A 21,894-nucleotide genomic window follows, 5' to 3' on the forward strand; every position below is an offset into this window, starting at 1 on the left:
CATGCTAGCCCGTCATTGCCCGAGTATAAAACTTGACCGGGTTAACTTTGATCTGCCAGTCTCCACGCCATGACCACGACCCCCGCCCGCACCACCCGGTGGCCGGGCTTCGCCCTACTCTGCACCGCCCAGCTGATGGTGCTGCTCGACACCACGATCGTGAACATCGCCCTGCCCGCCGCCCAGCACGACCTGGGCCTGTCCGACACCGACCGGCACTGGATCGTCACCGCCTACCTGCTCGCTTTCGGCGCCCTGCTCCTGCCCGCCGGACGGATCTCCGACGCCATCGGCCGCCGCCGCGCCCTGCTGATCGGCGTGCTCGGCTTCGGCCTCGCCTCGGCCGCCGGGGGAGCCGCGCTCAACGGCGGGCTGCTCATCGGCGCCCGCGCCGCCCAGGGCGCCTTCGCCGCACTGCTCGCCCCCACGGCGATGGCCCTGCTCACCGCGTTGTTCACCGACCCGGTCGAACGCGGGCGCGCCTTCGGCCGGTTCAGCGCGGTCGTCGGCGCCGGAGGAGCAGCGGGCCTGCTCGCCGGCGGGCTGCTCACCGCGGCACTGGACTGGCGCTGGTGCCTCTACGTCAACGTGCCCATCGCCGCGGTCGCCGCCGCGCTCATCCCCGCGCTGCTGCCCGAAACCCCGAGCCACCGGCTGCGCCTGGACCCGCTCAGCACCGCGCTCGGCGTCACCGGCGCCGCGGCACTGGTCTACGCGACCACCGGCCGGCTGCTCTGGCTCGCGCCCGCCGCCGTCCTGCTGGGCGCGTTCGCCCTGCGCCAGGTCAAGTCCGCGAACCCGCTGCTGCCACCCCGCCTGCTCACCGACCGCCGCCGCCTCGGCTCGCTCACCGCGATCACCACCACGATGGCGGCGATGTTCGGCACCATGCTCGTGCTCACCTACCAACTGCAGGAGGTGCTCGGCTTCGACCCGCTGCGCACCGGGCTGGCCATCCTGCCCGGCACCGCGGTCACCGTGCTCACGGCCTCGCAGATTTCCGGGCGCCTGATGGCCAAGCTCAGCCCGCGCCTGCTGATCGTGCCCGGCATGCTGGTCACCGCCGCCGGGCTGGCACTGCTCACCCAGCTCACCCCGGACAGCACCTACGCCGGCGCCATCCTGCCCGCACAGCTCGTCTTCGGCCTCGGCACCGGGCTGGTCATGTCCCCGAGCATGAGCGCCGCGCTCACCGGCGCCGCCCCCGCCGACACCGGGACCGTGTCGGCCCTGCTCAGCACCGCCCAGCAACTCGGCGGCTCGATCGGCATCGCCGTGCTCAACGGCATCGCCACGGTCGCCGCCGGGGGAGCGACCCTCGCCGCCCAGGTCCACGGGCACGCGATCGCCGCCGCCGTGGCCGCGGGCCTGATGCTCGCCGGGGCACTACTGAGCGGGCTGCTCCTCGGGCGTTAGGTAGGCGTCCAGCCGGGCAGCCAGCTCCTTCGGGCGGGACAACGGCACGCTGTGGCTGCCGTCGATCACGTCGGGCTCCATCCCGAGCCGCTCCCGCGCCACGCGCCGCAGGAACTCCAGTGGGAAGAACCGGTCGTCCCGGCACGCCAGCAGCCGGGTCGGGACGACCGGCCACCGCACGAGCGGCGACGGCCTGCCCAGCGAGTCACCCGACTGCGGCCGTCCCTTCGCCAGCGCCCGCTCGGCCAGCTCCAGGGGCACATCGTGCAGGAACGCCCCGATCGGGTCGGCCTCCATGTCCACAGTGGACTCATAGCCGGTGTTGGCCCACCAGTCCGACGCCGGCTCACCCGGCCGCGGGATCATGCCCGCCAGCAGCACCAGCAACCGCACCGGCAGCCGGTCGCACACCAGGGGAGCGACCAGCCCGCCGAAGGAATGCCCCAGCACCACCAGGTCCTCGCGCGCGCCCACCGCGGCCACCACCGCGTCGGCGTACTCGGCCAGCCCGTTCGCCCCGTCCTCGATCGGCAGATCCGGGGCCACCACATCGTGCCCCAGTTCCCGCAGCTCCGGCTCGAGCAGGTGGAAGTCCCAGCCGCTGCCGCCGCCACCGTGGATCAGCACAAAGGTCGCCATCTGTCCTCCTCGTCGTGGGTTCACCCACCGACGAACAGCCCCGGCCCGGACCGACACCCGCGGTCAGGAAACTTCCGCCAGCCGCATCGCCAGGTACCGCCGCTCCGCGTCGGTCGCCGCCAGCTCCAGCGCCTCCCGGTAGGCCACCGCCGCCTCATCCGCGCGTCCCAGCCGCCGCAGCAGATCCGCCCTCGCCGCGGGCAGCAGGTGGTACCCGGCCAGCTGCCCGCCCTCGGTCAGCTCGTCCAGCAGCAGCAACCCGGCCTCCGGCCCCTCCGCCATACCCACCGCGACCGCCTGGTTCAACCGCACTACCGGCGAAGGCACCACCCGCGCCAGCCGCTCGTACAACGCGGCGATCTGCGCCCAGTCGGTGTCCTCCGCCTTCGAAGCCGTCGCGTGACAGGCCGCGATCGCCGCCTGCAGCTGGTACGGCCCCGGCTGCCGCCGCCGCAACGCCGACTCCAGCAGCCGCGTGCCCTCCTCGATCGCCCCGGCGTCCCAGCGCGAACGGTCCTGATCCGCCAGCAACACCAGCTCACCCGCCTCGTCCAGCCGCGTCTCCCGCCGCGCGTCGTGCACCAGCATCAACGCCAGCAACCCCAGCGCCTCCGGCTCGTCCGGCATCAACCCCGCCAGCACCCGCGTCAGCCGGATCGCCTCCGCGCTCAGGGTGCGCCGCACCAGATCCGCACCCGCCGACGCCGAATACCCCTCGTTGAACAACAGGTACAGCACCCCGAGCACCGCGTTCGTCCGCGACGGCAACAGGTGCGGCGGCGGCACCCGGTAGGGGATCCCGGCGTTGCGGATCTTCCGCTTCGCCCGCACCAGCCGCTGCGACATCGTCGCCTCCGGCACCAGGAACGCCCGCCCGATCTCCGCCGTGCTCAACCCCGCCAGCGTGCGCAACGTCAGCGCCACCCGCGCCTCGAACGGCAACGCCGGGTGACAGCAGGTGAAGATCAACCGCAACCGATCGTCGGGCACCCCGCTCTCGTCCGGCTCCGCGGCCTCCGGCGGCGGCAACGCCGCCAGCTCCCGGAGCTTGGCCGCACCCACGGCCTCACGCCGCAGCACATCGGTGGCCCGGTTGCGCGCGGTCGTGGTCAGCCACGCACCCGGCTTGCGCGGGATCCCGTCCCGCGGCCAGCGGCGCAACGCCGCGGAGAACGCCTCCTGCGCGCACTCCTCGGCCAGGTCCCAGTCACCGGTGACCCGGATCAGCGTGGCCACCACCTGACCCCACTCCTCCCGGAACGCCGCCGCGACCGCCGCCTGGACCTCGGCGCTCACCGGCCTGCGCCGGGCACGTCCGCCGGATCGAACACCGGCCGCACCTCGACCATCCCGAACCGCGCCACCGGGTGCGCCGCCGCCACCGCGACCGCCTCGTCCAGATCGGCGCACTCGATCACGCTGTACCCGCCGACCTGCTCCTTCGTCTCCGCGAACGGGCCATCGGCCAGCAGCACCTCCCCGTCGCGCACCCGCAACGTGGTCGCGTCCCCGGCCGGGTGCAGCACCTCACCACCGAGCAGCACCCCACGCCGGGTCATCTCCTCGATCCACGCCCGCACGTCCTCGCTCCGGCACACCTGCGCCGAGGTCTCCTCCGCACCGGTGTCCTCCCCGCCGATCAACAGCACGTACTTCACCGCGCGCCCTCCTTCCGATCCGGCACATCATCGCCCACGATGTGTCTGTCCACGCGCACCTCGGACGTCGGGGAGTCGAGAAAGCCCGCCACCCGCCAGAAAGGCACACCATGTCCCGCACCCTGCAGGTCCCCGGCGCCACACTCCACTACGACGTCCAGGGCAGCGGCCCGGCCGTGCTCTGCATCCCCGGCGGCCCCGCCGACGCGAGCTCGTTCACCACCTTCGCCGCCGAACTGGCCGCGGACCACACGGTGATCACCTACGACCCCCGCGGCCTGTCCCGCAGCGCCATCGACGGAGCACCGGGGGAGGACCTCATCGGCCGGCACGCCGACGACGCCCACCGCCTGCTCGCCGAAGTCTCCACCGAACCCGGGTACGTCTTCGCCAGCAGCGGCGGCGGCATGACCACCATGGAACTCCTGCGACGCCACCCCGGCCAGGTCCGCGCCGCCATCCTGCACGAACCACCGACGACCTCCCTGCTGCCCGCCCGCGAGGACGAAGCCCGCCGCACGGCCGCCATCGACGAGGCCTACCGCACCGGCGGCGCCTTCGCCGCCATCGCCGTCTTCCTCGAAGGCACCGGCCTCGGCGGCGACCACGGCGACGGCGGCGAACCCACCCCCGAGATGCGCGAGCAGATGGCCGCCATGCAGCCCAACCTCGACTTCTTCTTCGCCCACCTGATGCACGCCCTCGGCGACTACCGGCCCGACTACACCGCCCTGCGCTCACTGGCCGACCGCATCACCGTCGCCATCGGGGAGGAGTCCCGCGGCCAGCTCGCCTACGAAGCCGCCGTCGCACTCGCCGACAAGCTCGGCGTCGAACCCGCACTGTTCCCCGGCGACCACGGCGGCTACAGCGCACACCCCGCCGTGGCCGCCGACCTGACCCGGAAGATCTTCAGCTAGGGCCGTACCGGCGCGCCAGCTCCGCGCCGATCCTGGCCAGCTCCGCCCGCACCGGCTCCGACTCCACCACCTCCACCTGATCGCCCCACCCCGCCAGCTGCTGGGCGATCATCACCGGAGCCGGTGCGGCCACCCGGACCCGCGCCCGCCCGTCCGCCACCTCACCCTCCACGTGGCAGTGCCTGCCGAAGTGCGACCGCAGCACGAACACGAACCGCGGCTCGAGCAACACCGTCGCCGACACCAGCGACCGCTTCAGCTCCACCTCGTCGACCACCCGCCGCCACGCCTCACCCAGCTCGAAATCCGCCGGCCGCGACGCGGGCTCCCCGGTCACCACCGCCTCGGCGATCCGATCCAGCCGGAACGTGCGCTGCCCGGCCGCCGTCCCCGCGATCAGGTACCACAGATCGTCCTTGTCGATCAGCCCCCACGGCTCCACCAGCCGCTCGGCGCGCTCCCGCCCCCGGCTCGCGTAGACCAGCCGCACCTTGCGCCGCCGCACCGTCGCCTCCTGCAGCAACTCCACCAGCGCCGGCCGCTCCCGATCCGCCTCACCCCAGCGCGCCGAATCGACGACCACCGCGCTCGCCGCCGCCTCCGCCTGCTCCCGGAACGTGTCCGGCAACGCCCGCACCAGCTTCCGCAACGCCGAACGCACCTCCGGCGACACCGCCGCCCCCGGCCCCGCCAGCAGGAACAACGCCTGCGCCTCCACCGAGGTCAACCCACTCAGATCCGTCCGCGCCCCACCCACCAGCGACCAGCCCCCACCCCGGCCCGGCTGCGGGTACACCGGCACCCCCGCCGCCGACAACGCCTCCAGATCACGCCGCGCCGTGGCCACCGACACCTCCAGCTCACCAGCCACCTCCGCCGCGGTCACCCGCCCCCGCGACTGCATCAGCAACAAGGTGGCCACGAGGCGATCGGCGCGCATGCCCCGAGTCTGGCAAACAAAGTGCTCAGGAGGTGAGCACTTTGACCGGAAGACTGATCCCCGACAGCACCGGAAAGGACCCGAAAATGCTCCGAGGACTCGCCCACTCCACCTTCTTCGCCGCCGACATGGACGCCGCCAAAGCCTGGTACACCGAACTCTTCGGCATCGAGCCCTACTTCGACCGCATGCCCGGCTACATCGAGTTCCGCATCGGCGACTACCAGCACGAATTCGGCATCGTCAACGCCACCTACGCCCCGCCGGGCGCGGTCCAGGACCGACCGGGCGGCGCCATCGCCAACTGGCACGTCGACGACCTCGAAGCCGCCGTCGCCCGCCTGCTCGACCTCGGCGCCCAGGAGTTCGAACCGATCACCGAACGCGGCCCCGGCTTCGTCACCGCCGCGGTCACCGACCCCTTCGGAAACGTACTCGGCGTCATGTACAACCAGCACTACCTCGACATCCTGGGGGAGAAGTGACCGAACTCCACACCGCCGACCCCGCCGAATGGCGCGACTGGCTCACCCGCAACTGCACCACCGCCACCGAGGTCCAGCTCGTCATCCACCGCCAGGACAGCCCCACCCCGAGCCTGCGCCAGGACGAAGCCGTCGAAGAAGCACTCTGCTTCGGCTGGATCGACAGCAAATCCGTCAAACGCGACGGACACAGCCGCTACCAGCGGTTCAGCCCCCGCAACCCGAAGAGCGCCTGGAGCCGGATCAACCGCGAACGCGCCGAACGCCTCATCGCCGAAGGCCGGATGACCCACCACGGCCAAGCCCTCATCGACCTCGCGAAGCACACCGGCACCTGGACCGTGCTCGCCGACGCCGAAAACCGCATCCTGCCGGCCGACCTCCGCACCCGCTTCGACCACGACCCCGCCGCCTTCGCCCACTACCAGGCCTTCCCGCCCTCCTCCCAGAGCCGCATCCTCGCCTGGATCCTCACCGCCAAACGCCCCGAAACCCGGCAACAGCGCATCGACCGGACCGTCGAACTCGCCGCCGCCAATATTCGCGCGAACCATCCCCGGCCCGCGGTGTAGTGTCCCGGCCTCGTGCACACCGTGATCACCCGACTCCGGCGGGCGGGCTGCGTCTTCGCCGAGGACGAAGCCCGCCTGCTCACCGAAGCCGCCCGAACCCCCGCCGAACTCGACCACCTCGTCACCCGCCGCGTCGCCGGACTCCCACTCGAACACCTGCTCGGCTGGGCCGAATTCCACGGCCACCGCATCACCGTCGACCCCGGCGTCTTCGTACCCCGCCGCCGCACCGAACTCCTCGTCGACCAAGCCGCCACACTCGGCGGCCACGTCATCGTCGACCTCTGCTGCGGCTCCGGCGCCGTCGGCGTCGCCCTCGCCGCCGCACTGGGGGAAACCGAACTGCACGCCGCCGACATCGACCCCGCCGCCGTGCGCTGCGCCCGCCGCAACGTCGAACCAGCCGGGGGAGAGGTCCACGAAGGCGACCTGTTCACCCCACTGCCCGCCCACCTGCGCGGCCGCGTCGACCTGCTCGTGGTCAACGCCCCGTACGTCCCCACCGACGCCATCGCGATGATGCCGCCCGAAGCCCGCGACCACGAACCCCGCGTCGCCCTCGACGGCGGCGGCGACGGAGTCGACGTCCACCGCCGCGTCACCGCCGAAGCCGCCCACTGGCTCGCCCCCGGCGGCCACCTCCTCATCGAAACCGGCGAAGCACAGGCACCCGTCACCGCCGCCGCGTTCACCGCCGGGGGACTGGCACCCCGCATCGTCCACTCCGAGGAACTGTCGGGAACCGTCGTCGTCGGCGCCCTCCGCTAACGTCTGGCGCCATGACCGAACCCACCTACCTCACCGAAACCCGCGACGGCTACAACGCCATGGCCGCGGCCTACGCCGAGCACTTCGACGGCGTGTACGACACCGACACCCTCGGCCGCGCCATGCTCACCGCCTTCGCCGAACTCACCCGCGACCACGGTTCGGTCCTCGAAGCCGGCAGCGGCCCCGGCTGGGTCACCTGGTTCCTGGACTCACTGGGCGTCAAGGTCTCCGGCATCGACCTGTCCTCCTCGATGGTCAAGCTGGCCCGCGAGACCTACCCGGGACTGCGCTTCGACGAAGGCTCGATGACCGCGCTCGACCACGCCGACGACTCACTCGCCGGACTGGTCGCCTGGTACTCGATCATCCACATCGCCCCCGAGGACCTGCCCGCCGTCTTCGCCGAATTCCACCGCGTCCTTGCCCCCGGCGGGCACCTGCTGCTCGGCTTCCAGGCCGGCGACGACGTCCAGCACTACGACGAAGGCTTCGGCCACACCCTCTCACTCGACTTCCGCCGCCTGCGCCCCGAACGCGTCGCCGAACAACTGGGGGAGGCGGGCTTCACCGTGAAGGCACAGATGGTCCGCGCCCCCGCCGACGGCGAGCCGACGCCACAGGGCTACGTACTCGCCTCCACCAGCCAGGCCGCCGAGTCGTAACGAACCCCGTGCTCACCCAGGTGCGCGGCCAGATCCACCCGGAGATCCGCGCGCACCCGGGCCTGAACCTCGCCCGGCAGCTCCCGCGTCATCCAGCCGAACTGCGCCTCCACGAACTCGGCCGCGTCCTCGACATCCCGCCCGAAGAACATCCGCTCACTGAGCCCCGTCGACCGCACACCGGTGAACCCGGCCGCAGTCAGCAACTCCCGCACCTGATCCGGATCGCCCAGCGAACTCGGATTCGGCGCCGGGGGAGAGGCGGGTGCTTCGCGCCCGGCCGAGAAGATCCGGCGGAACGTGCTCACCCACTCGTTGCGCACCGACGGCTGCCAGGTCAGCAACACCAGCCGGCCACCAGGACGCACCGCGGCCGCCAGATTGGCGAACGCCGCCTTGGCGTCGCCGAAGAACATCGCCCCGTGGCGGCTGATCACCACGTCGAACGAGTGCCGGGGGAAGGGGTGCACCTGGGCGTCCGCCTGGAGGAAACGCACGTTGGGCAACTCGGCTGCCCGCTCACGCGCCAGCTCGATCATCCGGGAGGACAAATCCACTCCCACGGCGTGCCCCTCGGGCGCCAGCCGAGCCGCCGCCCGCGTCATCTGCCCGGTGCCACACCCCACATCGAGCACCGCCGAGGTGCGCTGAAGAGCCGCCGCCTCGAAAACCGGTCGTGGTACGCGGCCACACCGTCGTCGAACCGATCGGCGCGCTCCGCCCAGAACGCACCCTGGTCACCGTCCCAAGCAGACAACTGCTCGACATTGGAAGGATCCACCCGCATTTCGATCACCTTAGCGGCGGGGGAGCCCGGCCTCCGCCGAACTACCGGGCAAGCTCCATCGACGCGAGCTTGACCGGATCGGTCACCACCACCGCGATGGCGACGATCCGGCCGCCGACGACGGTGAACGCCATGACCGAGAGCGGGGCACCGTCCTCACGCCAGGCCACGACACCGGGGCGGCCGTCGACGAGCACCGCTCGCCCCTGCGCGGCCGCGGCAGCGGACAGCCGCGCACCAGCGACGACCTTGGTCACGCCGAGCACCACGACCTCACCGCCAGGGGTGTCGACGGTCAACCGCACCTCGGGGTCGAGCACGCGCAGCAACCCCTCGAAGTCGCCGTGACGAGCCGCCGCCAGGAAGGCCTGAACCACCTCCCGCTGCTCCCGGCCATCGCCGGCGGGGGATCCCGTCGCCTGGACCTTCCTGCGGGCGCGACTGGCGAGCATCTTGGCGGCGTTGGTCGACTTGCCCAGGATCTGCCCGATCTCGTCGAACGGCACCGCGAACAGGTCGTGCAACACGAACGCCAGCCGCTCGCTCGGCCTGAGCGACTCCAGGACAACGAGGAGCGCGAGCCCGACCGAGTCGGCGAGTGCCACATCGTCCTCCGGCGCGGGGGAGTCGTCGACGCGGTCGGACTCGTCGTGGAGCGCGTCAGGGCGGACCTGACGCGCACGCAGGACATCCAGGCTGATCCGGCCGACCACCGTGGTCAGCCAGCCCGCCAGGTTCTCGATGGTCGCCGGATCCTGGCGGGAAAGCCGCAACCAGGCCTCCTGGACCACGTCCTCGGCGTCAGCGTGCGAGCCGAGCGTGCGGTGAGCGACCGCACGCAGCCGGTCACGCTGGGCCTCGAACGCCTCGGCCACCAGATTCGCCCCGCTCACCCCGTCACCTTCCTGGGAACCGCTGCTGGCGGAGCGAGATCCGGTTGCCGTCCGGATCCACCGCCTCGACGCGAACGCCGAACGGATAGTCCACCGGTTCGGGCTCATCGAAGGTCACGCCTCGCTGACGCAACACCTCGAAATCCTGCCTCAGATCGTCCGACTCGAGGATCAGGGGCCCGGGCGCGCCACCCGCCTCGAGTGGCTGTCCCGCAGCCGGGGCATGCGGCCAGAGAATGACCTTGACCGGACTGCCGGCGACGCCGACGGTGAGGAAGCGGCCGTCCGGCCCGCTGTAGTCGGCGTGCTTCTCCAGGCCGAGTCCTTCGGTGTAGAACTTCAGCGCGCGGTCCTGATCGGTGACGTAGACCGTCACGTACATGAGATTCGTCAGCATCCTGTTCTCCTTTGCTTTTCGGTGTCGCCGGTATGACGGGAGCCGAGGAGGAGAGGTAACAGAACGCGGCCAGAGCTCTTACTTAACATAATGTCGCTTATCGGCGTTTCGATAACCTGGCGTAGGCCGCCTTGAGAGGGGTCTCCGGAGATCTCGATCAGACGATGTCGACGCCCGCGCACGAGCCACCCGGCGGGCGCGACGGCCTCTGTCGACCCGACGCACAGGCGGAATTCACTGGTACCGAGCCGTCAGAAGGCCGCGAGCCCCCGGCGAAGAACGTCCGGTTACACCACCTCAAAACGTCACAGTGACGAAACTGGGTCGGTGGATCGCACGTCGGCAGCGACCAGACGCCGAAGTCGCCTGGCGCCTCCAGGCCACCTCGGGCTCCGCGCCAGGCAGCGCTCACCACGCGAGGATGGGCAGAAAGTGCTCCCAAGGACGCCCTGGGAGCTTCCGGAGAGGTGCCGTCCCCCGGAGGGTGGCAACCCCGCTCAGACCGCCGTTTCATGCATAATCGCCATTATGCATGAAAGATGATGGCAAAGTCTCCTCGGCCATCGCCCGATTCACTGCCCCCGTCTACGCGGATATATTCCCATTGCCGCCGGCTTCGGAGAAACGCCAGGATCCCGGAGTGAACGAACCGATGCCGCCACTTCCCGATCCCCTCCCCGACCATTCGGACTACCGATACACCGAACTCCACCGCCTCGGCGAAACCGAACGTCACCTGGCCGCCGAACTCGTCGGTACCCGCGCTGCCATCGCGCGTTTGGTCACCGAACTGCTGCCGCAGCACGCACCCCGCACCCGGATCGAGGAAGTCGTGTCGACCAGTGGCTACAGCCGTACCTTGATCGAAGCTCTCCGCGGCGGCCATCATCCTTGGGTGCGGCGATAAACTGTCGGTGCTGTGCGGTACAAGATCCACATGAGAGTTCTCGACGCCCAGCAGGCATTCTTCGCCGCTCGCCGTCCACGCAAGGACTCTCCGCACACCACTGCCGCGTACCGGCGGGATCTGGCGGGACTCACTTCCCTGCTGGCCGAGGCCACCGGGCGGGCCCCGGAGGAGTTGCGCGTCGAGGAGTTGACCACGGCGTCGCTGCGAACGGCGTTCGGGGCGTTCGCCGACGGGCACGCCAAGAGTTCCGTGTTGCGTGCCTGGTCCACCTGGAACCAGTTCCTCACCTTCTGCGTGTCGGACGGGCTGCTGCCGGGCAATCCGATGGGTGCGGTGGCCCGCCCCAAGACCCCTCCCCTGGTTCCGAAGCCGCTGCGGGGTGAGGACACGCCGGAGAAGCTGCTCACGGCCGCGACCGAGGGCGCGCGGCAGGGCCGGGATCCGTGGCCGGAGCGGGACGTGCTGGTGATCGCGCTCGGCCTGGTGGCCGGGTTGCGGGCGGCCGAGATGCGGTCGCTGAGCGTGGAGTCGCTGATCGGGCGGTCCGGGGAGAAGCGGCTGCACGTCCAGGGCAAGGGCAGCCGGGACCGGTCGATCCCGGTGCAGCCGGTGATGGAGAAGATCATCGACGACTACCTCGCCTCGTGCCGCCGGAAGTTCCCGCACCTGCGGTTCAGCCGGTCGGCGCCGCTGCTGCGGGATCGTGCCGGGGAGCCGATCGGGCGTGGTGCGCTCGACTACCTGGTCAAGTCCTGTTATCGCGCGGCCGGGTTGCAGGATCGGGTGCCGACGGGGGCGAACCTGCACGCGTTGCGGCACACCTTCGCCACGCGGCTGGCCGAGGACGGTGCGACGGCCTCGGAGATCATGGCGTTGCTCGGGCACGCGAGCCTGGCGACCAGTCAGAACTACATCGAGGCGACCGGGCGTGAGCAGCGGGCGGCGGTGGCGAGCAACCGGACCTACCAGGCGCTGAACACCAGTTTCACGGAATGAACCGCTCGATGTCGCGGTAGCCGGGGATGTCGTCGGGGGCCGCTCCCCCGTCGCGGATCGAGCGGGCGAGGGTGGTGGCGGTGTGGAGGGCGGCGCGGTAGAGCAGGGAGCCGAGGCTCACCCGTGCGACGCCGAGGTCGCGGTAGTCCAGGCCGCGGGCGTAGAGGATGTTGAGCGGGACGGGGAGGCCGCCGGCGAGTGCGGCGATGTCGGCGCTGTCGTTGAGGCCCGGGACGAAGATGCCGTCTGCGCCCGCGGCGACGTAGCGCCGGGCTCGGTCGAGGACGCGGGTCAGGGGTGGTGGGTGCTCGGTTTGCCAGTGGGCGTCGATGCGGGCGTTGACGAAGAGGCCGGGCACGCGGGTTTTCACGGCTGAGACGAGGGCGGCGTGGTCGTCGGGTTCGGCGAGGCCGCCGGTGGGGCGGCTGTCTTCGAGGTTGATGCCCGCGGTGCCGAAGGAGGCGAGTTCGGCGGCCAGGTCGGCCACCTCCCCCGGGTCCTCGCTGAAACCGGCTTCGATGTCGACGGTGACCGGGCCGGGCAGGCGGGTCAGTGAGCGGGCGAGTGCGACGGTTTCGGTGCGGGTCCGGCCGCGGCCGTCGGGCAGGCCGTGGGCGGCGGCGACGCCGAGGCTGGTGGTGCCGATGGCCGGGAAGCCGGCGTCGAAGAGGGCGGCGCCGGAGGTGAAGTCCCAGGCGTTGGGCAGCAGGAGCGGGGTTTCGGCGTGGTGGAGGGCGAAGAAGTCGGTCATCGGGTGGTCTCCAGTGCGGTGACGAGGGTTTGGCCGGGGCATTCGTGGGCCCCGGCGCCGAAGCGCAGTCCTGCGGCGCTGAGGTCGACTTCGATGGTGGTGCCGTCGGGGGCTTGGCGGCGGGTGACGCGGACGGGTCCGGCGAGTCCGGCGCTGGCTTGGACGAGGATGCAGATCCTGGCGGCGGTGGGTTCGTCCCAGGTGCCGCCGCAGGCGTGGACGAGGCGGGTCAGTGCTTGTTCGGCGGTGGTGTCGGGGGTGAGGTGCGGGTGGTAGACGCGGGCGACCTCGGCCACGTCGGCGGGGTTCGCGGGGATGTCCATGGCTTGGGCGAGTGTGGCGATCGGGGTGGCCGGGTCCAGTCGTGCGGGGTCGATGTCGGCGAGGAGTGCGGTGATGAGGGCGCGGCGGTGGCGGTGTGTTTCGCCGTCGCTGAAGCGGGCGACATGGTCGCGGAGCCAGCCGATGGGGCCGGGGTCGTGGTTGGGCGGCATGGGGAGGTCGAGCGCTTCGGTGATCTTCACGGGGTCAAGTTAGGTCATGGTCGTTTCGGTGGGCGCCGAAGTGTGGTGGGGGCAGGATGGGGGTCGTGACTGCGTCCAGTGGGGAGTTGGCCGGGTTGGCGGGGCTGCTCGCCGATGGCACGCGGGCGGCGTTCTGCCTGGCGTTGCTGGACGGGCGGGCGTGGACGGCGGGTGAGCTGGCCGCGCACGCGGGGGTGGCGCCGTCGACGGCGAGTGAGCACCTGCACCGGTTGGTCGAGGGTGGGCTGCTGGTGCAGCGTCGGCAGGGGCGGCACCGGTACGTGCAGCTGGCGGGGCCGGAGACGGCTCGGTTGCTCGAGGATCTGGTGGGGTATCTCGGGCCGCCGCGGGCGCGTGAGCGGACGTTGCGGGCGTCGGCCGCGTCGGCGGCGTTGGCGCGGGGGCGGACCTGTTACGACCATCTCGCCGGGGAGCTGGGGGTGGCGATCAGTGACGCGATGACGGGCCGGGGGTTGCTGACGCAGGCGGATGGGTTCGCGTTGACCTCGTCGGGGGTGGCGTGGTTCGAGGGCGAGCTGGGTGCCGATGTCGCGGGGTGGCGTTCGTCGCGGCGGCCGGTGGCGAAGGCGTGCCTGGACTGGACGGAGCGGCGGTCGCACCTGGCGGGGGCGGCGGGGGCGTTCGTCTGCGGGTACCTGCTGGATCGGGTGTGGGTGAAGCGCATCGGGTCCGGCCGGGCGGTGCGGGTGACGCCGGCCGGGTCCGATGCGCTGCGGGAGTTGCTGGGGCTGCGGATCACCGCCAGAGGCTGACGATGGTGGTGAGCAGGAGGAGCTTGAGCAGCCAGTCGCCGGCGTGGCCCGCGGCGATGCGCCAGGCGACCTTCTCCCAGAGCATGGAGCCGGAAAGCAGGACGGCCGGGAAGCCGGCCCAGAGCACGAGGGCGAGGACCAGTGCGGGGCCGAAGCGCAGGTCGAAGTGGGTGACGAGACCGGCGAGCACGAGGCTGAGGGTGGCGCTGCGCACGAGTTCGGCGGCGATCTGCCAGGGCCGGGTTTCGCCGCCCTGGGTGCCGAGGACGGCGTAGTAGGCGGAGCTGGCGACGAAGGCCGCGACGGTCGCGGTGAGCACGGCGAGGTAGTTGATCTCGGTGAGCACGGGGTCTCCCCTGGTTCCGGGCGCCCCGGGTGGGCGCCTTCGTCAGGGACGTAGGTGCCGGGTGCCGGATTTCGACATCGGCACTACTGAGTAAATCGGCCGCGGGCCGGCGGGGGCATTTGCGTAGGTAGTGAAACCCCCGCCATCGGTAGGCAACCACGCCACCACCCGACCTTCGTCGGTACTGGCGGGTGGCCCGGCTGGCCGATTCTCGGCGCAGCCACCGAACTCCCGGCGGCTTCCCCGGTTCCCCGAAAGGACCTCGACGTGAGCCGAGTCCGTACCTTTGGCGCTGCCTGCGCCGCCACGGCCACCCTCGCCATGACCCTGCTCGCCGGCGGGACCGCCGCCGCGGGCGGTGCGCAGCCGGACATCGTCGGCGGTGGGACCGCCCCGTCCGTGCCGTGGGGCGCGCAGGTCTACGTCAACGGCAACTTCAACTGCTCGGGCACGATCATCGCGGCCCGGTGGGTGCTCACCGCGGAGCACTGCCTGGGCAGCTCGATGAGCGTGCGGGTGGGCAGCAACACCCTCGGCGCGGGTACGCAGGTCAGTGTGGACCAGCAGCGGGTGTCGCCGGTCGGGGACGTGGCGCTGCTGCACCTGACCAGGGCGGTCAACACCACCTACATCACGCTGGGCAACGCGGATCCGGCGGTGGGTTCGACCAACCAGATCTACGGCTGGGGCCGCACCACGCCGACGGGGCCGGCTTCGTCGGTGCTGAAGACAGCCAACGTGCAGGTCACCGGGCGGTCGACCGACGCCTACGGTGGTCCGGCCATCCAGAGCCGGGGCATCAACGGTGCGGCGTGGAAGGGTGACTCGGGCGGCCCGCAGGTTTCGGGTGGTCGTCAGGTGGGGGTGGCCTCGACGGTGCAGAACCAGGGTGGCAGCAACCCGACCGGGACGAACAACTACGCGAGTGTGGCGAGCAGCCGGTCCTGGATCAGCCAGACGGCCGGCGTGTGACCCCCGGCTGTGCCCGTGGCCGTCGGCGGCTGCGGGCACAGCCGGTTCCAGTCCGTTTTCGGCGCGGTTCCTAGCGGAGTTGTTCGAGGTCTTTCGCGCTGCGGGCGATTTCCTGGGCGAGTTCGCGGAGTTCGGCGGTGGAGGCGCCGTCGGCGGCGGCGGTGACGATGTCCTCGGCGGCGCAGCGGAGCTGGAAGAGGCGGTCCTGCAGGTCGGCGATCTCGGTGTCGGAGAGGACGACGGCGTCTTCGGGCAGGCCGCTGCGCTGGAGGGCGGTGCGGCGTTCGTAGGCGCGCTGGCGGCAGGACTGGCCGCAGTAGCGGCGCCGTCGGCCGCGGGCTTCGCCTTCTTCGAGACGTCGGCCACACCAGCCGCAGTGCGTGGCCGCGCCGGGCCGGCGCATCCGGCTCAGCTCTTCGCGGGTCACGCTGGGTTTCTCGGCCACCTCGCTCACGGGGTCGACCCTATCCGGTCATCCGGTGCTCACGCCGGGGCCACGCCGGGGAGGCAGACTGTGCTGGTGGAGACCAGTCACCCGTACCTCGCCGAGCCGCTCCCCCGTGCCCTCGCCCACCGCGGGTGGCACCTGGACGAGCTGGCCGACATGGAGAATTCGCTGTCGGCGTTCCGGCGGGCGGTGGCCGAGGGTTACCGGTACGTGGAGACCGATGTGCACGCGACCTCGGACGGGGTGGCGGTGGCGCAGCACGACGCGGCGCTGGACCGGACGACGGATCGGTCGGGGCTGGTCGCTTCGCTGCCGTGGGCGCAGGTGAAGCAGGCGAAGATCGGTGGCCGTGAGGGGATTTCGCGGCTGGAGGACGTGCTGGAGGAGCTGCCGGAGACGCGGTTCAACGTCGATCTGAAGACCGATGCGGTGGTGGAGCCGTTCGTGCGGGTGCTTCAGCGGATGGACGCGTTCGACCGGGTGGCGGCGGCGTCCTTCTCCGACGCGCGGCTGGCCAGGGTGCGGCGGCTGGCGGGGCCGCGGTTGCTAACCGCGCTGGGGCCGCGGTCGGCGGGGGTGTTGTGGGCGAACGGCTGGCTGCCGTTCCTGCGGCTGGGGTTCCTGAGCCGGGGTGCGATGGCGCAGGTGCCGGTGCGGCAGGGGCGGTTGACGGTGGTGGACCGCTCGTTCGTGCGGGCGGCGGGGTATGCCGGGGTCGAGGTGCACTGCTGGACCATCGACGACGCCGAGGAGATGCGGTCGTTGCTGGACCTCGGGGTGAAGGGGCTGGTGACCGACCGGCCGGACGTGCTGCGTGACGTGCTGGTCGACCGCGGCGTGTGGGAACCCGCCTAGAGGACCTTGCGGAGGCGTTCGGCGAAGTCGGCGGGGTGGGTGGTCAGGCCGATGTGCCCGCCGGGGAAGTGTTCGAGTGCGGTGCCGAGGTGCTCGGCCAGGTGGGCGGCGGGGCGGTAGGTCAGTTCGCCGGGTGAGTCCTGGCCCGCGGCGAGGACGAGGCGGTCGGACAGGGCCCGCAGCCGGTCGGTGTCCGGGCGGTAGGACATGAAGCCCGGCACGATGCGCCCGACGAAGTACGGGAGGTTGGCGAAGGTCTGCTCGGCGCGGGCCGCCGCCTGGGGTGGCAGCTCGGCCGGGGCCTCCGAGGTGGTGTCTCCGGGCTTCTTCAGCCCTTCGGCGAACACGGCCATCGCGGGCATGAGTCCTTCGGCGCGGAACGTCTCCCCCACGCGGGTGAGCCATGCCCGGTGTTCGGTGGCGTCCGGCAGGACCTCCACGACCGGTGGTTCGTGGGCGACGACGCGTTCGACGAGCTCGGGCCTGGATGTGAGCAGGTGCAGCGCGACGATGGCGCCCGAGCTGCTGCCGAACACGCGGGCGGGCCGGCCGGGTGCGAGCAGGTCGAGCAGGCGGGCCGCGTCGTCGGCGTGTTCGGGCACGTGCTGCTCGGCGCCGGGGTCGTCCAGTGTGCTGCGGGACATGCCGCGCGGATCGTAGGTGATGACCCGGTAGTCGGTGGCGAGGTCCTCGGCGAGGGTGTCGACCGAGGCCGCGCCACCCGAGCCGCCGGGGATCAGCAGGAGCGGCGGGCCGTCGCCGCGTACGTCGTAGTGCAGGGTCGCGCCGTCGACGCGCAGGGTGCCGGTCATGCCGGGTCTCCTTCTCGTGGCCAGTGCTGCAGGAGCGTGTGCAGGGCGTCGAGGGCACGGACCCAGGACTCCTGGGGCGTGCGCTGGTGGGCGAAGCCGCCGGCGGTCTCCAGTGCGACGAAGCCGTGGAAGGTGCTGCGCAGGAGCCGGACGGCGTCGGTGAGGTCGGGTTCGGCCAGGTCGTAGGCGCGCAGGAGGCGGTAGGTCAGCTCGACCGCGCGCCGGGGTCCGGGTGCCTGTGCGGCCAGTTCGGGGTCGATCGGGACGGGGGTCTGGGTGGCCAGGTAGCGGCCGGGGTGTTCGCGGGCGTAGTCGCGCCAGGCGTCGGCGTAGGCGATCAGGGCTTCCCTGCCCGCCAGTCCGGCCATGGCCTCGGCGATGCGGATGGTCTTCTCGTCGGCCGCGAGCAGGGCGATCCGGCCGCGCAGGTCTTCGAGGTTGCGGACGTGGGTGTACAGGCTGGCGTCCTTGACGCCGAGGCGCCGTGCCACCGCCGACATGGTCACCTGGTCGAGCCCGGCTTCGTCGGCGAGTTCGGCGGCCGCGAGGGTCACTCGCTGCGTGGTCAGTCCGGCTCGCACCATGCCGCCACCTTAACCTAGGAGGTCTAGGCATTTCCTAGAACCCCTAGGTTCAGCGTGGCGGCTTGCCTTCCCAGGCGGCGTCCCAGGTCTTCGGGCCGAGCAGGCCGGAGTCCTTGATGCCGTTGGCGCGCTGGAGGTCGAGCACGGCCTGCCTGGTCTTGTCGAGGTAGCAGCCGGTGCCGGTGAACCCGTAGCCGAAGTTGTTCATCCGCAGCTGGAAGGTCTTCAGCGGCTCGGCGCAGTCGCCGTAGTCGTAGACCACGCCCGGCCACGGCGGTTTGACGTTCGGGTCGGGCGCGGGCGGCGGGGTGCCGGAGCCGCCCATGTAGGCGGACTCGGCGTAGGTGGGTTTCCGCTTGCTCCTGGCGTCGGCGTCGGCCTTGAGCCCGAGCTTGGTGGCGCACTCCCACGGCTGCCAGCCGCGCATGCGGTAGAGGTAGAGCGCGCGGTAGTCCTGCTCGGCGGGGGCGGCCTGGTCGGGGCGGCCCGCTCCCCCGACGCTGCGCCAGGTGGGCAGGTCGAACTGGTAGGCACCGTAGTAGCCGTTGCCGGTGTTGGTCTCGTAGCGCCCACCGGACTCGCACATCCGCAGCTTGGCCCAGGAGTTCGCGGGCGGGTCGGCGACGGCCGACGTGGTCGGCACCAGCTGCAGCGCGAACACCGCGGCGACGAGCACGGCCATCCGGCGAATCGATCCGACCATGCGCTGAACAGTAGGTATTGACGCTGCGTGACCACAAGTGTCACAGGCGGAACACCAGCCACTCGTGCACCCCTCGGGTCACCGTCGCGATCCGGACACATTCCCCGGATCCCGCCCGCCCCGGCTGACGGGAGGCCGTAGCCTGCCCGCGCAACGACCCCCTCGCACGCCTGGAGTCCCCGCAAGCCATGAGCACGACCTCCCCCGACACCACGCCGGCCGATACGGTCCGCGACCGGCGCCGCGAGCAGCGCGGCTGGTACTTCTACGACTGGGCCAACTCGGCCTTCTACACCACGGTGATGGCGGTGTTCGGCTCGATCTACATGAGCTCGGTGGCCGCCGCCGACGCCAGGACCGACCTCACCCGCAACGGCCCGACGCCCTGCGTGGACGCGGGCGGCGCCGAGTCGACGCTGGTCAACTGCGACATCAGCCTGCTGGGGCTGACCTTCCCGGCGGGTTCGCTGTGGGGCTACCTGCTGTCGGTGGCCACGGTGATCCAGGTGGTGGTGCTGCCGGTCAGCGGTGCGATCGCCGACCGCAGCCAGTACAAGAAGCGGTTCCTGGCCGGGTTCGCCTTCCTCGGCGCGGTGTCCTCGGCACTGCTGTTCTTCATGGCGGGCACGAACTGGCAGATCGGGATCCTGTTCTTCATCCTGGCCAACATCGGCTACGGCGCCTCGATCGCGATCTACTACTCGTTCCTGCCCGGCATCGCCACCCCCGACGAGCGGGACGCGGTCTCGACCAAGGGCTGGGCGTTCGGCTACCTCGGTGGTGGCGTGGCACTGGGCCTGCAACTGGCGTTCTACCTCAACCACGAGGCGCTGGGCGTCGAGGAGTCGATGGCGGTGCGGATCTGCTTCCTCACCACCGGCCTGTGGTGGGCGGCGTTCACGCTGATCCCGGTGCTGTGGCTGCGGGAGACCCCGCCGGTGCACCGCGAGCCGGACGGCCGGTCGGTGCTCACCGCGGGCTTCGCCGAGCTGCGGCACACCTTCCGCTCGGCCAAGGCGTTCCCGCTGACGCTGGCGTTCCTGGGCAGCTACCTGATCTACACCGACGGCATCTCCACGGTGGTGACGATCTCGGCGCAGTACGGCAAGGAGGAGCTCAAGCACCCGACCGAGGTGCTGATCGTGACGATCCTGGTGATCCAGTTCGTGGCGTACTTCGGCGGCATGGCGCACGGGCTGCTGGCGCGGCGGATCGGGGCGAAGAAGACGATCATCGTCAGCCTCGCCGCGTGGATCGTGGTGCTGGGCGGGGCGTACTTCGTCCAGGCCGGGCAGGCGCTGCAGTTCTACCTGGTCGCGGTGGGGATCGGGCTGGTGCTGGGTGGAACGAACGCGTTGTCGCGCTCGTTGTTCAGCCAGATGATCCCGGCGGGCAAGGAGGCGCAGTACTACGCGCTGTACGAGGTCGGCGAGCGCGGCACCTCGTGGCTGGGGCCGCTGGTGTTCGCCGCGGTCGGCCAGGCGACCGGGTCGTTCCGGCTCGGCGTGCTGGCACTGGTCGCGTTCTTCGTGGTCGGGATCGTCCTCGTGGCGCTGATCCCGGTGCGGCGGGCGATCGCGGCGGCGGGAAACCGCGAGCCCGCGATCGTGTGAAGGAGCCGACCGATAGGGTCGAATTTTGTGACTGTGCCATCAACGCCCGTGCCGGCGCCCGACCCGACCGACGCCCTCTCGTCGGTACCGGTGGCCGGGTTCCGGCGGAACACCCCGGCCGCGGGGAAGCTGAAGTTCTGCTACGGCCCGATGGACTGCGGCAAGTCCACCCTGGCCCTGCAGATCGACCACAACCACGCGCGGCAGGGCAGGCGCGGGCTGCTGCTGGTGCGCCACGACCGCTCCGGGGCGCCGCAGATCTCCAGCCGCATCGGGATCACCCGGCGGGCGGTGGAGGTGGGTGAGCGGACCGATCTGCGGTTACTGGTGCGGGACCAGTGGGTACAGGGACAGCACGTGGACTACCTCATCGTCGATGAGGCCCAGTTCCTGTCGCCGGAACAGGTCGAACAGCTCGCCGAGCTGGCCGACGACGCGCAGCTGGACGTCTACTGCTTCGGGATCGCCACGGATTTCCGGAGCCTGCTGTTCCCCGGGGCCCGGCGGCTGTTCGAACTGGCCGACGAGCTGCAGCCGGTGCAGGTGGAGGTGTTGTGCTGGTGCGGGCTCCCGGGCCGGTTCAACGCCAGGGTGGCCGACGGGGAGGTGCTGCGTGCCGGGGACACCGTGTTCGTCGCGGATACCGATCAGGCGAAAGTTGAAAATTCACCCTCGGCACACGATCATCCCGACGCGATCACCGTGCGTTACCAAGTATTGTGCCGCCGCCACTTCCGGCACGGGGAACTGGGCCCGCGTGCCGGGGAGCACGGCCAGCTACGGCTGACCTGAATGGCATCAACCTAGCCCAATCGGGGGATATCCCCAGAAAGAAGGCCGAATGCGCGTCACATCGGCGCGCCGGCCGACTCCCTTGAGAGTAAGCCGTTGACGACGGGTGACCCACCTCATCGTGAGCGACGACATGCCAGTCCGGGAATCCTGCGGACCGGTCCGTCGTTGCATAGGGTGAGCATCGCCCAGGCTCCACCCGGAGCCGACTGAAAGGACCCCATCATGGCCGACCGTGTACTCCGAGGAAGCCGGCTGGGAGCCGTCAGCTACGAGACCGACCGGAACCACGACCTGGCGCCGCGGCGCGCGGTGCGTTACTCGTGTCCGAAGGGGCACGAGTTCGAGGTTCCGTTCTCCGACGACGCCGAGATCCCCTCGGTGTGGGAGTGCCGTCTGCACGGCAGCGAATCCGAGATCGTCGACGGCGGACAGCCCGAGCAGAAGCAGGTCAAGCCACCGCGCACGCACTGGGACATGCTCCTGGAGCGCCGGTCCATCCCGGAACTGGAGGACCTGCTCAACGAGCGGCTCGAGGAGCTGAAGGGACGGCGGACGACCCGTTCGGCCTGAGTCACCCACTACCGGAAGCCCCCGTGTCCTCCCGCCACGGGGGCTTTTCGCTGCGCTCGTACGGGCTCGTGTGCGCTCGTGTGGGTGAGGTCACCGCGTCCT

28 protein-coding genes are annotated in these 21,894 nt (G+C 71.1%); 14 read left to right on the top strand and 14 right to left on the bottom strand.

Annotation, left to right across the window (positions count from 1 at the left end; all coding sequences use genetic code 11):
- Nucleotides 1–69: 69 nt before the first annotated feature.
- Nucleotides 70–1,416: an MFS transporter gene (locus tag JOM49_RS27725; RefSeq protein WP_209667142.1), complete on the top strand. Its 1,347-nt coding sequence runs from the start codon at nucleotides 70–72 to the stop codon at nucleotides 1,414–1,416.
- On the opposite strand, the gene JOM49_RS27730 is transcribed toward JOM49_RS27725, so the two are convergent.
- The 3 genes from JOM49_RS27730 to JOM49_RS27740 all read right to left on the bottom strand — a co-directional run bounded on the left by JOM49_RS27730 (nucleotide 1,387) and on the right by JOM49_RS27740 (nucleotide 3,713).
- Complete coding sequence (locus JOM49_RS27730; RefSeq protein ID WP_209667143.1) at nucleotides 1,387–2,055, bottom strand: alpha/beta fold hydrolase; 669 nt, start codon at nucleotides 2,053–2,055, stop codon at nucleotides 1,387–1,389. The two genes, JOM49_RS27725 and JOM49_RS27730, sit on opposite strands and share 30 nt — an antisense overlap.
- Nucleotides 2,056–2,118: 63 nt before the next feature.
- Nucleotides 2,119–3,351 (bottom strand): RNA polymerase sigma factor, encoded by a 1,233-nt coding sequence (locus tag JOM49_RS27735; RefSeq protein ID WP_209667144.1) that lies wholly within the window; start codon nucleotides 3,349–3,351, stop codon nucleotides 2,119–2,121.
- Nucleotides 3,348–3,713 carry a YciI family protein gene (locus JOM49_RS27740; protein ID WP_209667145.1) on the bottom strand — a complete coding sequence of 122 codons (366 nt, stop codon included), beginning with the start codon at nucleotides 3,711–3,713 and terminating at the stop codon, nucleotides 3,348–3,350. The genes JOM49_RS27735 and JOM49_RS27740 overlap by 4 nt, the downstream gene beginning before the upstream one ends.
- Nucleotides 3,714–3,823: 110 nt before the next feature.
- Here JOM49_RS27740 and JOM49_RS27745 point away from each other — a divergent pair, with 110 nt between their 5' ends.
- Nucleotides 3,824–4,633 carry an alpha/beta fold hydrolase gene (locus JOM49_RS27745; protein WP_209667146.1) on the top strand — a complete coding sequence of 270 codons (810 nt, stop codon included), beginning with the start codon at nucleotides 3,824–3,826 and terminating at the stop codon, nucleotides 4,631–4,633.
- On the opposite strand, the gene JOM49_RS27750 is transcribed toward JOM49_RS27745, so the two are convergent.
- Nucleotides 4,626–5,573: a helix-turn-helix transcriptional regulator gene (locus JOM49_RS27750; protein WP_209667147.1), complete on the bottom strand. Its 948-nt coding sequence runs from the start codon at nucleotides 5,571–5,573 to the stop codon at nucleotides 4,626–4,628. The two genes, JOM49_RS27745 and JOM49_RS27750, sit on opposite strands and share 8 nt — an antisense overlap.
- Before the next feature lie 86 nt (nucleotides 5,574–5,659).
- Here JOM49_RS27750 and JOM49_RS27755 point away from each other — a divergent pair, with 86 nt between their 5' ends.
- The 4 genes from JOM49_RS27755 to JOM49_RS27770 are packed head-to-tail and all read left to right on the top strand — an operon-like array spanning nucleotide 5,660 to nucleotide 8,063.
- Nucleotides 5,660–6,058 carry a VOC family protein gene (locus tag JOM49_RS27755; RefSeq protein ID WP_209667148.1) on the top strand — a complete coding sequence of 133 codons (399 nt, stop codon included), beginning with the start codon at nucleotides 5,660–5,662 and terminating at the stop codon, nucleotides 6,056–6,058.
- Nucleotides 6,055–6,630, top strand: coding sequence for a YdeI/OmpD-associated family protein (locus JOM49_RS44195; protein ID WP_209667149.1), 576 nt, complete (start codon nucleotides 6,055–6,057; stop codon nucleotides 6,628–6,630). The genes JOM49_RS27755 and JOM49_RS44195 overlap by 4 nt, the downstream gene beginning before the upstream one ends.
- Before the next feature lie 12 nt (nucleotides 6,631–6,642).
- The gene (locus tag JOM49_RS27765) at nucleotides 6,643–7,398 is read left to right on the top strand and encodes a putative protein N(5)-glutamine methyltransferase (protein WP_209667150.1); all 756 of its coding nucleotides are present in this window, start codon (nucleotides 6,643–6,645) and stop codon (nucleotides 7,396–7,398) included.
- Between the two features lie 11 nt (nucleotides 7,399–7,409).
- Nucleotides 7,410–8,063, top strand: a complete 654-nt coding sequence (locus JOM49_RS27770; RefSeq protein WP_209667151.1) for a class I SAM-dependent methyltransferase — start codon at nucleotides 7,410–7,412, stop codon at nucleotides 8,061–8,063.
- On the opposite strand, the gene JOM49_RS27775 is transcribed toward JOM49_RS27770, so the two are convergent.
- The 3 genes from JOM49_RS27775 to JOM49_RS27785 form a co-directional block, all read right to left on the bottom strand.
- Nucleotides 8,024–8,698 (bottom strand): class I SAM-dependent methyltransferase, encoded by a 675-nt coding sequence (locus JOM49_RS27775; protein ID WP_308158898.1) that lies wholly within the window; start codon nucleotides 8,696–8,698, stop codon nucleotides 8,024–8,026. The two genes, JOM49_RS27770 and JOM49_RS27775, sit on opposite strands and share 40 nt — an antisense overlap.
- A 193-nt stretch (nucleotides 8,699–8,891) precedes the next feature.
- Nucleotides 8,892–9,743, bottom strand: coding sequence for a sigma-70 family RNA polymerase sigma factor (locus tag JOM49_RS27780; RefSeq protein WP_308158899.1), 852 nt, complete (start codon nucleotides 9,741–9,743; stop codon nucleotides 8,892–8,894).
- 4 nt (nucleotides 9,744–9,747) lie between these two features.
- The gene (locus JOM49_RS27785) at nucleotides 9,748–10,140 is read right to left on the bottom strand and encodes a VOC family protein (RefSeq protein ID WP_209667153.1); all 393 of its coding nucleotides are present in this window, start codon (nucleotides 10,138–10,140) and stop codon (nucleotides 9,748–9,750) included.
- 640 nt (nucleotides 10,141–10,780) lie between these two features.
- On the opposite strand from JOM49_RS27785, the gene JOM49_RS27790 reads away from it, so the two are divergent.
- Together JOM49_RS27790 and JOM49_RS27795 are read left to right on the top strand one after the other, a co-directional pair.
- Nucleotides 10,781–11,047 (top strand): hypothetical protein, encoded by a 267-nt coding sequence (locus JOM49_RS27790; protein ID WP_209667154.1) that lies wholly within the window; start codon nucleotides 10,781–10,783, stop codon nucleotides 11,045–11,047.
- Nucleotides 11,048–11,059: 12 nt separating this feature from the next.
- Complete coding sequence (locus JOM49_RS27795) at nucleotides 11,060–12,046, top strand: tyrosine-type recombinase/integrase (protein ID WP_209667155.1); 987 nt, start codon at nucleotides 11,060–11,062, stop codon at nucleotides 12,044–12,046.
- Here JOM49_RS27795 and JOM49_RS27800 read toward each other — a convergent pair.
- Together JOM49_RS27800 and JOM49_RS27805 are read right to left on the bottom strand one after the other, a co-directional pair.
- Nucleotides 12,036–12,797, bottom strand: a complete 762-nt coding sequence (locus JOM49_RS27800; protein ID WP_209667156.1) for an isocitrate lyase/PEP mutase family protein — start codon at nucleotides 12,795–12,797, stop codon at nucleotides 12,036–12,038. The genes JOM49_RS27795 and JOM49_RS27800 overlap by 11 nt on opposite strands.
- Nucleotides 12,794–13,321, bottom strand: a complete 528-nt coding sequence (locus JOM49_RS27805; RefSeq protein WP_282768839.1) for a hypothetical protein — start codon at nucleotides 13,319–13,321, stop codon at nucleotides 12,794–12,796. The genes JOM49_RS27800 and JOM49_RS27805 overlap by 4 nt, the downstream gene beginning before the upstream one ends.
- A gap of 65 nt (nucleotides 13,322–13,386) precedes the next feature.
- Between JOM49_RS27805 and JOM49_RS27810 the strand changes: the two genes are divergently transcribed.
- On the top strand, nucleotides 13,387–14,094 hold the full coding sequence (locus JOM49_RS27810; RefSeq protein ID WP_308158900.1) for an ArsR/SmtB family transcription factor: 708 nt from the start codon (nucleotides 13,387–13,389) through the stop codon (nucleotides 14,092–14,094).
- Here JOM49_RS27810 and JOM49_RS27815 read toward each other — a convergent pair.
- Nucleotides 14,078–14,440, bottom strand: a complete 363-nt coding sequence (locus JOM49_RS27815; protein WP_209667158.1) for a DUF1761 domain-containing protein — start codon at nucleotides 14,438–14,440, stop codon at nucleotides 14,078–14,080. The two genes, JOM49_RS27810 and JOM49_RS27815, sit on opposite strands and share 17 nt — an antisense overlap.
- Before the next feature lie 267 nt (nucleotides 14,441–14,707).
- Between JOM49_RS27815 and JOM49_RS27820 the strand changes: the two genes are divergently transcribed.
- Nucleotides 14,708–15,412: a S1 family peptidase gene (locus JOM49_RS27820; protein WP_372444094.1), complete on the top strand. Its 705-nt coding sequence runs from the start codon at nucleotides 14,708–14,710 to the stop codon at nucleotides 15,410–15,412.
- A gap of 70 nt (nucleotides 15,413–15,482) precedes the next feature.
- Here the strand turns inward: JOM49_RS27820 and JOM49_RS27825 are convergent, their stop codons facing one another.
- Nucleotides 15,483–15,815: a hypothetical protein gene (locus JOM49_RS27825; protein ID WP_209671663.1), complete on the bottom strand. Its 333-nt coding sequence runs from the start codon at nucleotides 15,813–15,815 to the stop codon at nucleotides 15,483–15,485.
- Nucleotides 15,816–15,932: 117 nt separating this feature from the next.
- Between JOM49_RS27825 and JOM49_RS27830 the strand changes: the two genes are divergently transcribed.
- A complete protein-coding gene (locus JOM49_RS27830; protein WP_209667159.1) occupies nucleotides 15,933–16,715 on the top strand; it encodes a glycerophosphodiester phosphodiesterase family protein in 783 nt (260 codons plus the stop codon).
- Here JOM49_RS27830 and JOM49_RS27835 read toward each other — a convergent pair.
- The 3 genes from JOM49_RS27835 to JOM49_RS27845 are packed head-to-tail and all read right to left on the bottom strand — an operon-like array spanning nucleotide 16,712 to nucleotide 18,793.
- Nucleotides 16,712–17,527, bottom strand: coding sequence for an alpha/beta hydrolase (locus tag JOM49_RS27835; RefSeq protein WP_209667160.1), 816 nt, complete (start codon nucleotides 17,525–17,527; stop codon nucleotides 16,712–16,714). The genes JOM49_RS27830 and JOM49_RS27835 overlap by 4 nt on opposite strands.
- Entirely contained in the window at nucleotides 17,524–18,111 is a 588-nt protein-coding gene (locus JOM49_RS27840; RefSeq protein WP_209667161.1) for a TetR-like C-terminal domain-containing protein, read from the bottom strand. The genes JOM49_RS27835 and JOM49_RS27840 overlap by 4 nt, the downstream gene beginning before the upstream one ends.
- 49 nt (nucleotides 18,112–18,160) lie before the next feature.
- The gene (locus JOM49_RS27845) at nucleotides 18,161–18,793 is read right to left on the bottom strand and encodes a transglycosylase family protein (protein ID WP_245371002.1); all 633 of its coding nucleotides are present in this window, start codon (nucleotides 18,791–18,793) and stop codon (nucleotides 18,161–18,163) included.
- Nucleotides 18,794–19,002: 209 nt separating this feature from the next.
- On the opposite strand from JOM49_RS27845, the gene JOM49_RS27850 reads away from it, so the two are divergent.
- From JOM49_RS27850 to JOM49_RS27860, 3 genes are all read left to right on the top strand, one after another.
- On the top strand, nucleotides 19,003–20,427 hold the full coding sequence (locus tag JOM49_RS27850) for an MFS transporter (protein WP_209667163.1): 1,425 nt from the start codon (nucleotides 19,003–19,005) through the stop codon (nucleotides 20,425–20,427).
- Nucleotides 20,428–20,460: 33 nt separating this feature from the next.
- Nucleotides 20,461–21,219 carry a thymidine kinase gene (locus JOM49_RS27855; protein WP_209671665.1) on the top strand — a complete coding sequence of 253 codons (759 nt, stop codon included), beginning with the start codon at nucleotides 20,461–20,463 and terminating at the stop codon, nucleotides 21,217–21,219.
- 225 nt (nucleotides 21,220–21,444) lie between these two features.
- Nucleotides 21,445–21,792, top strand: a complete 348-nt coding sequence (locus JOM49_RS27860; RefSeq protein ID WP_113691811.1) for an RNA polymerase-binding protein RbpA — start codon at nucleotides 21,445–21,447, stop codon at nucleotides 21,790–21,792.
- Nucleotides 21,793–21,894: the final 102 nt, after the last annotated feature.

Source organism: Amycolatopsis magusensis, assembly GCF_017875555.1.
Lineage (GTDB): Bacteria > Actinomycetota > Actinomycetes > Mycobacteriales > Pseudonocardiaceae > Amycolatopsis > Amycolatopsis magusensis.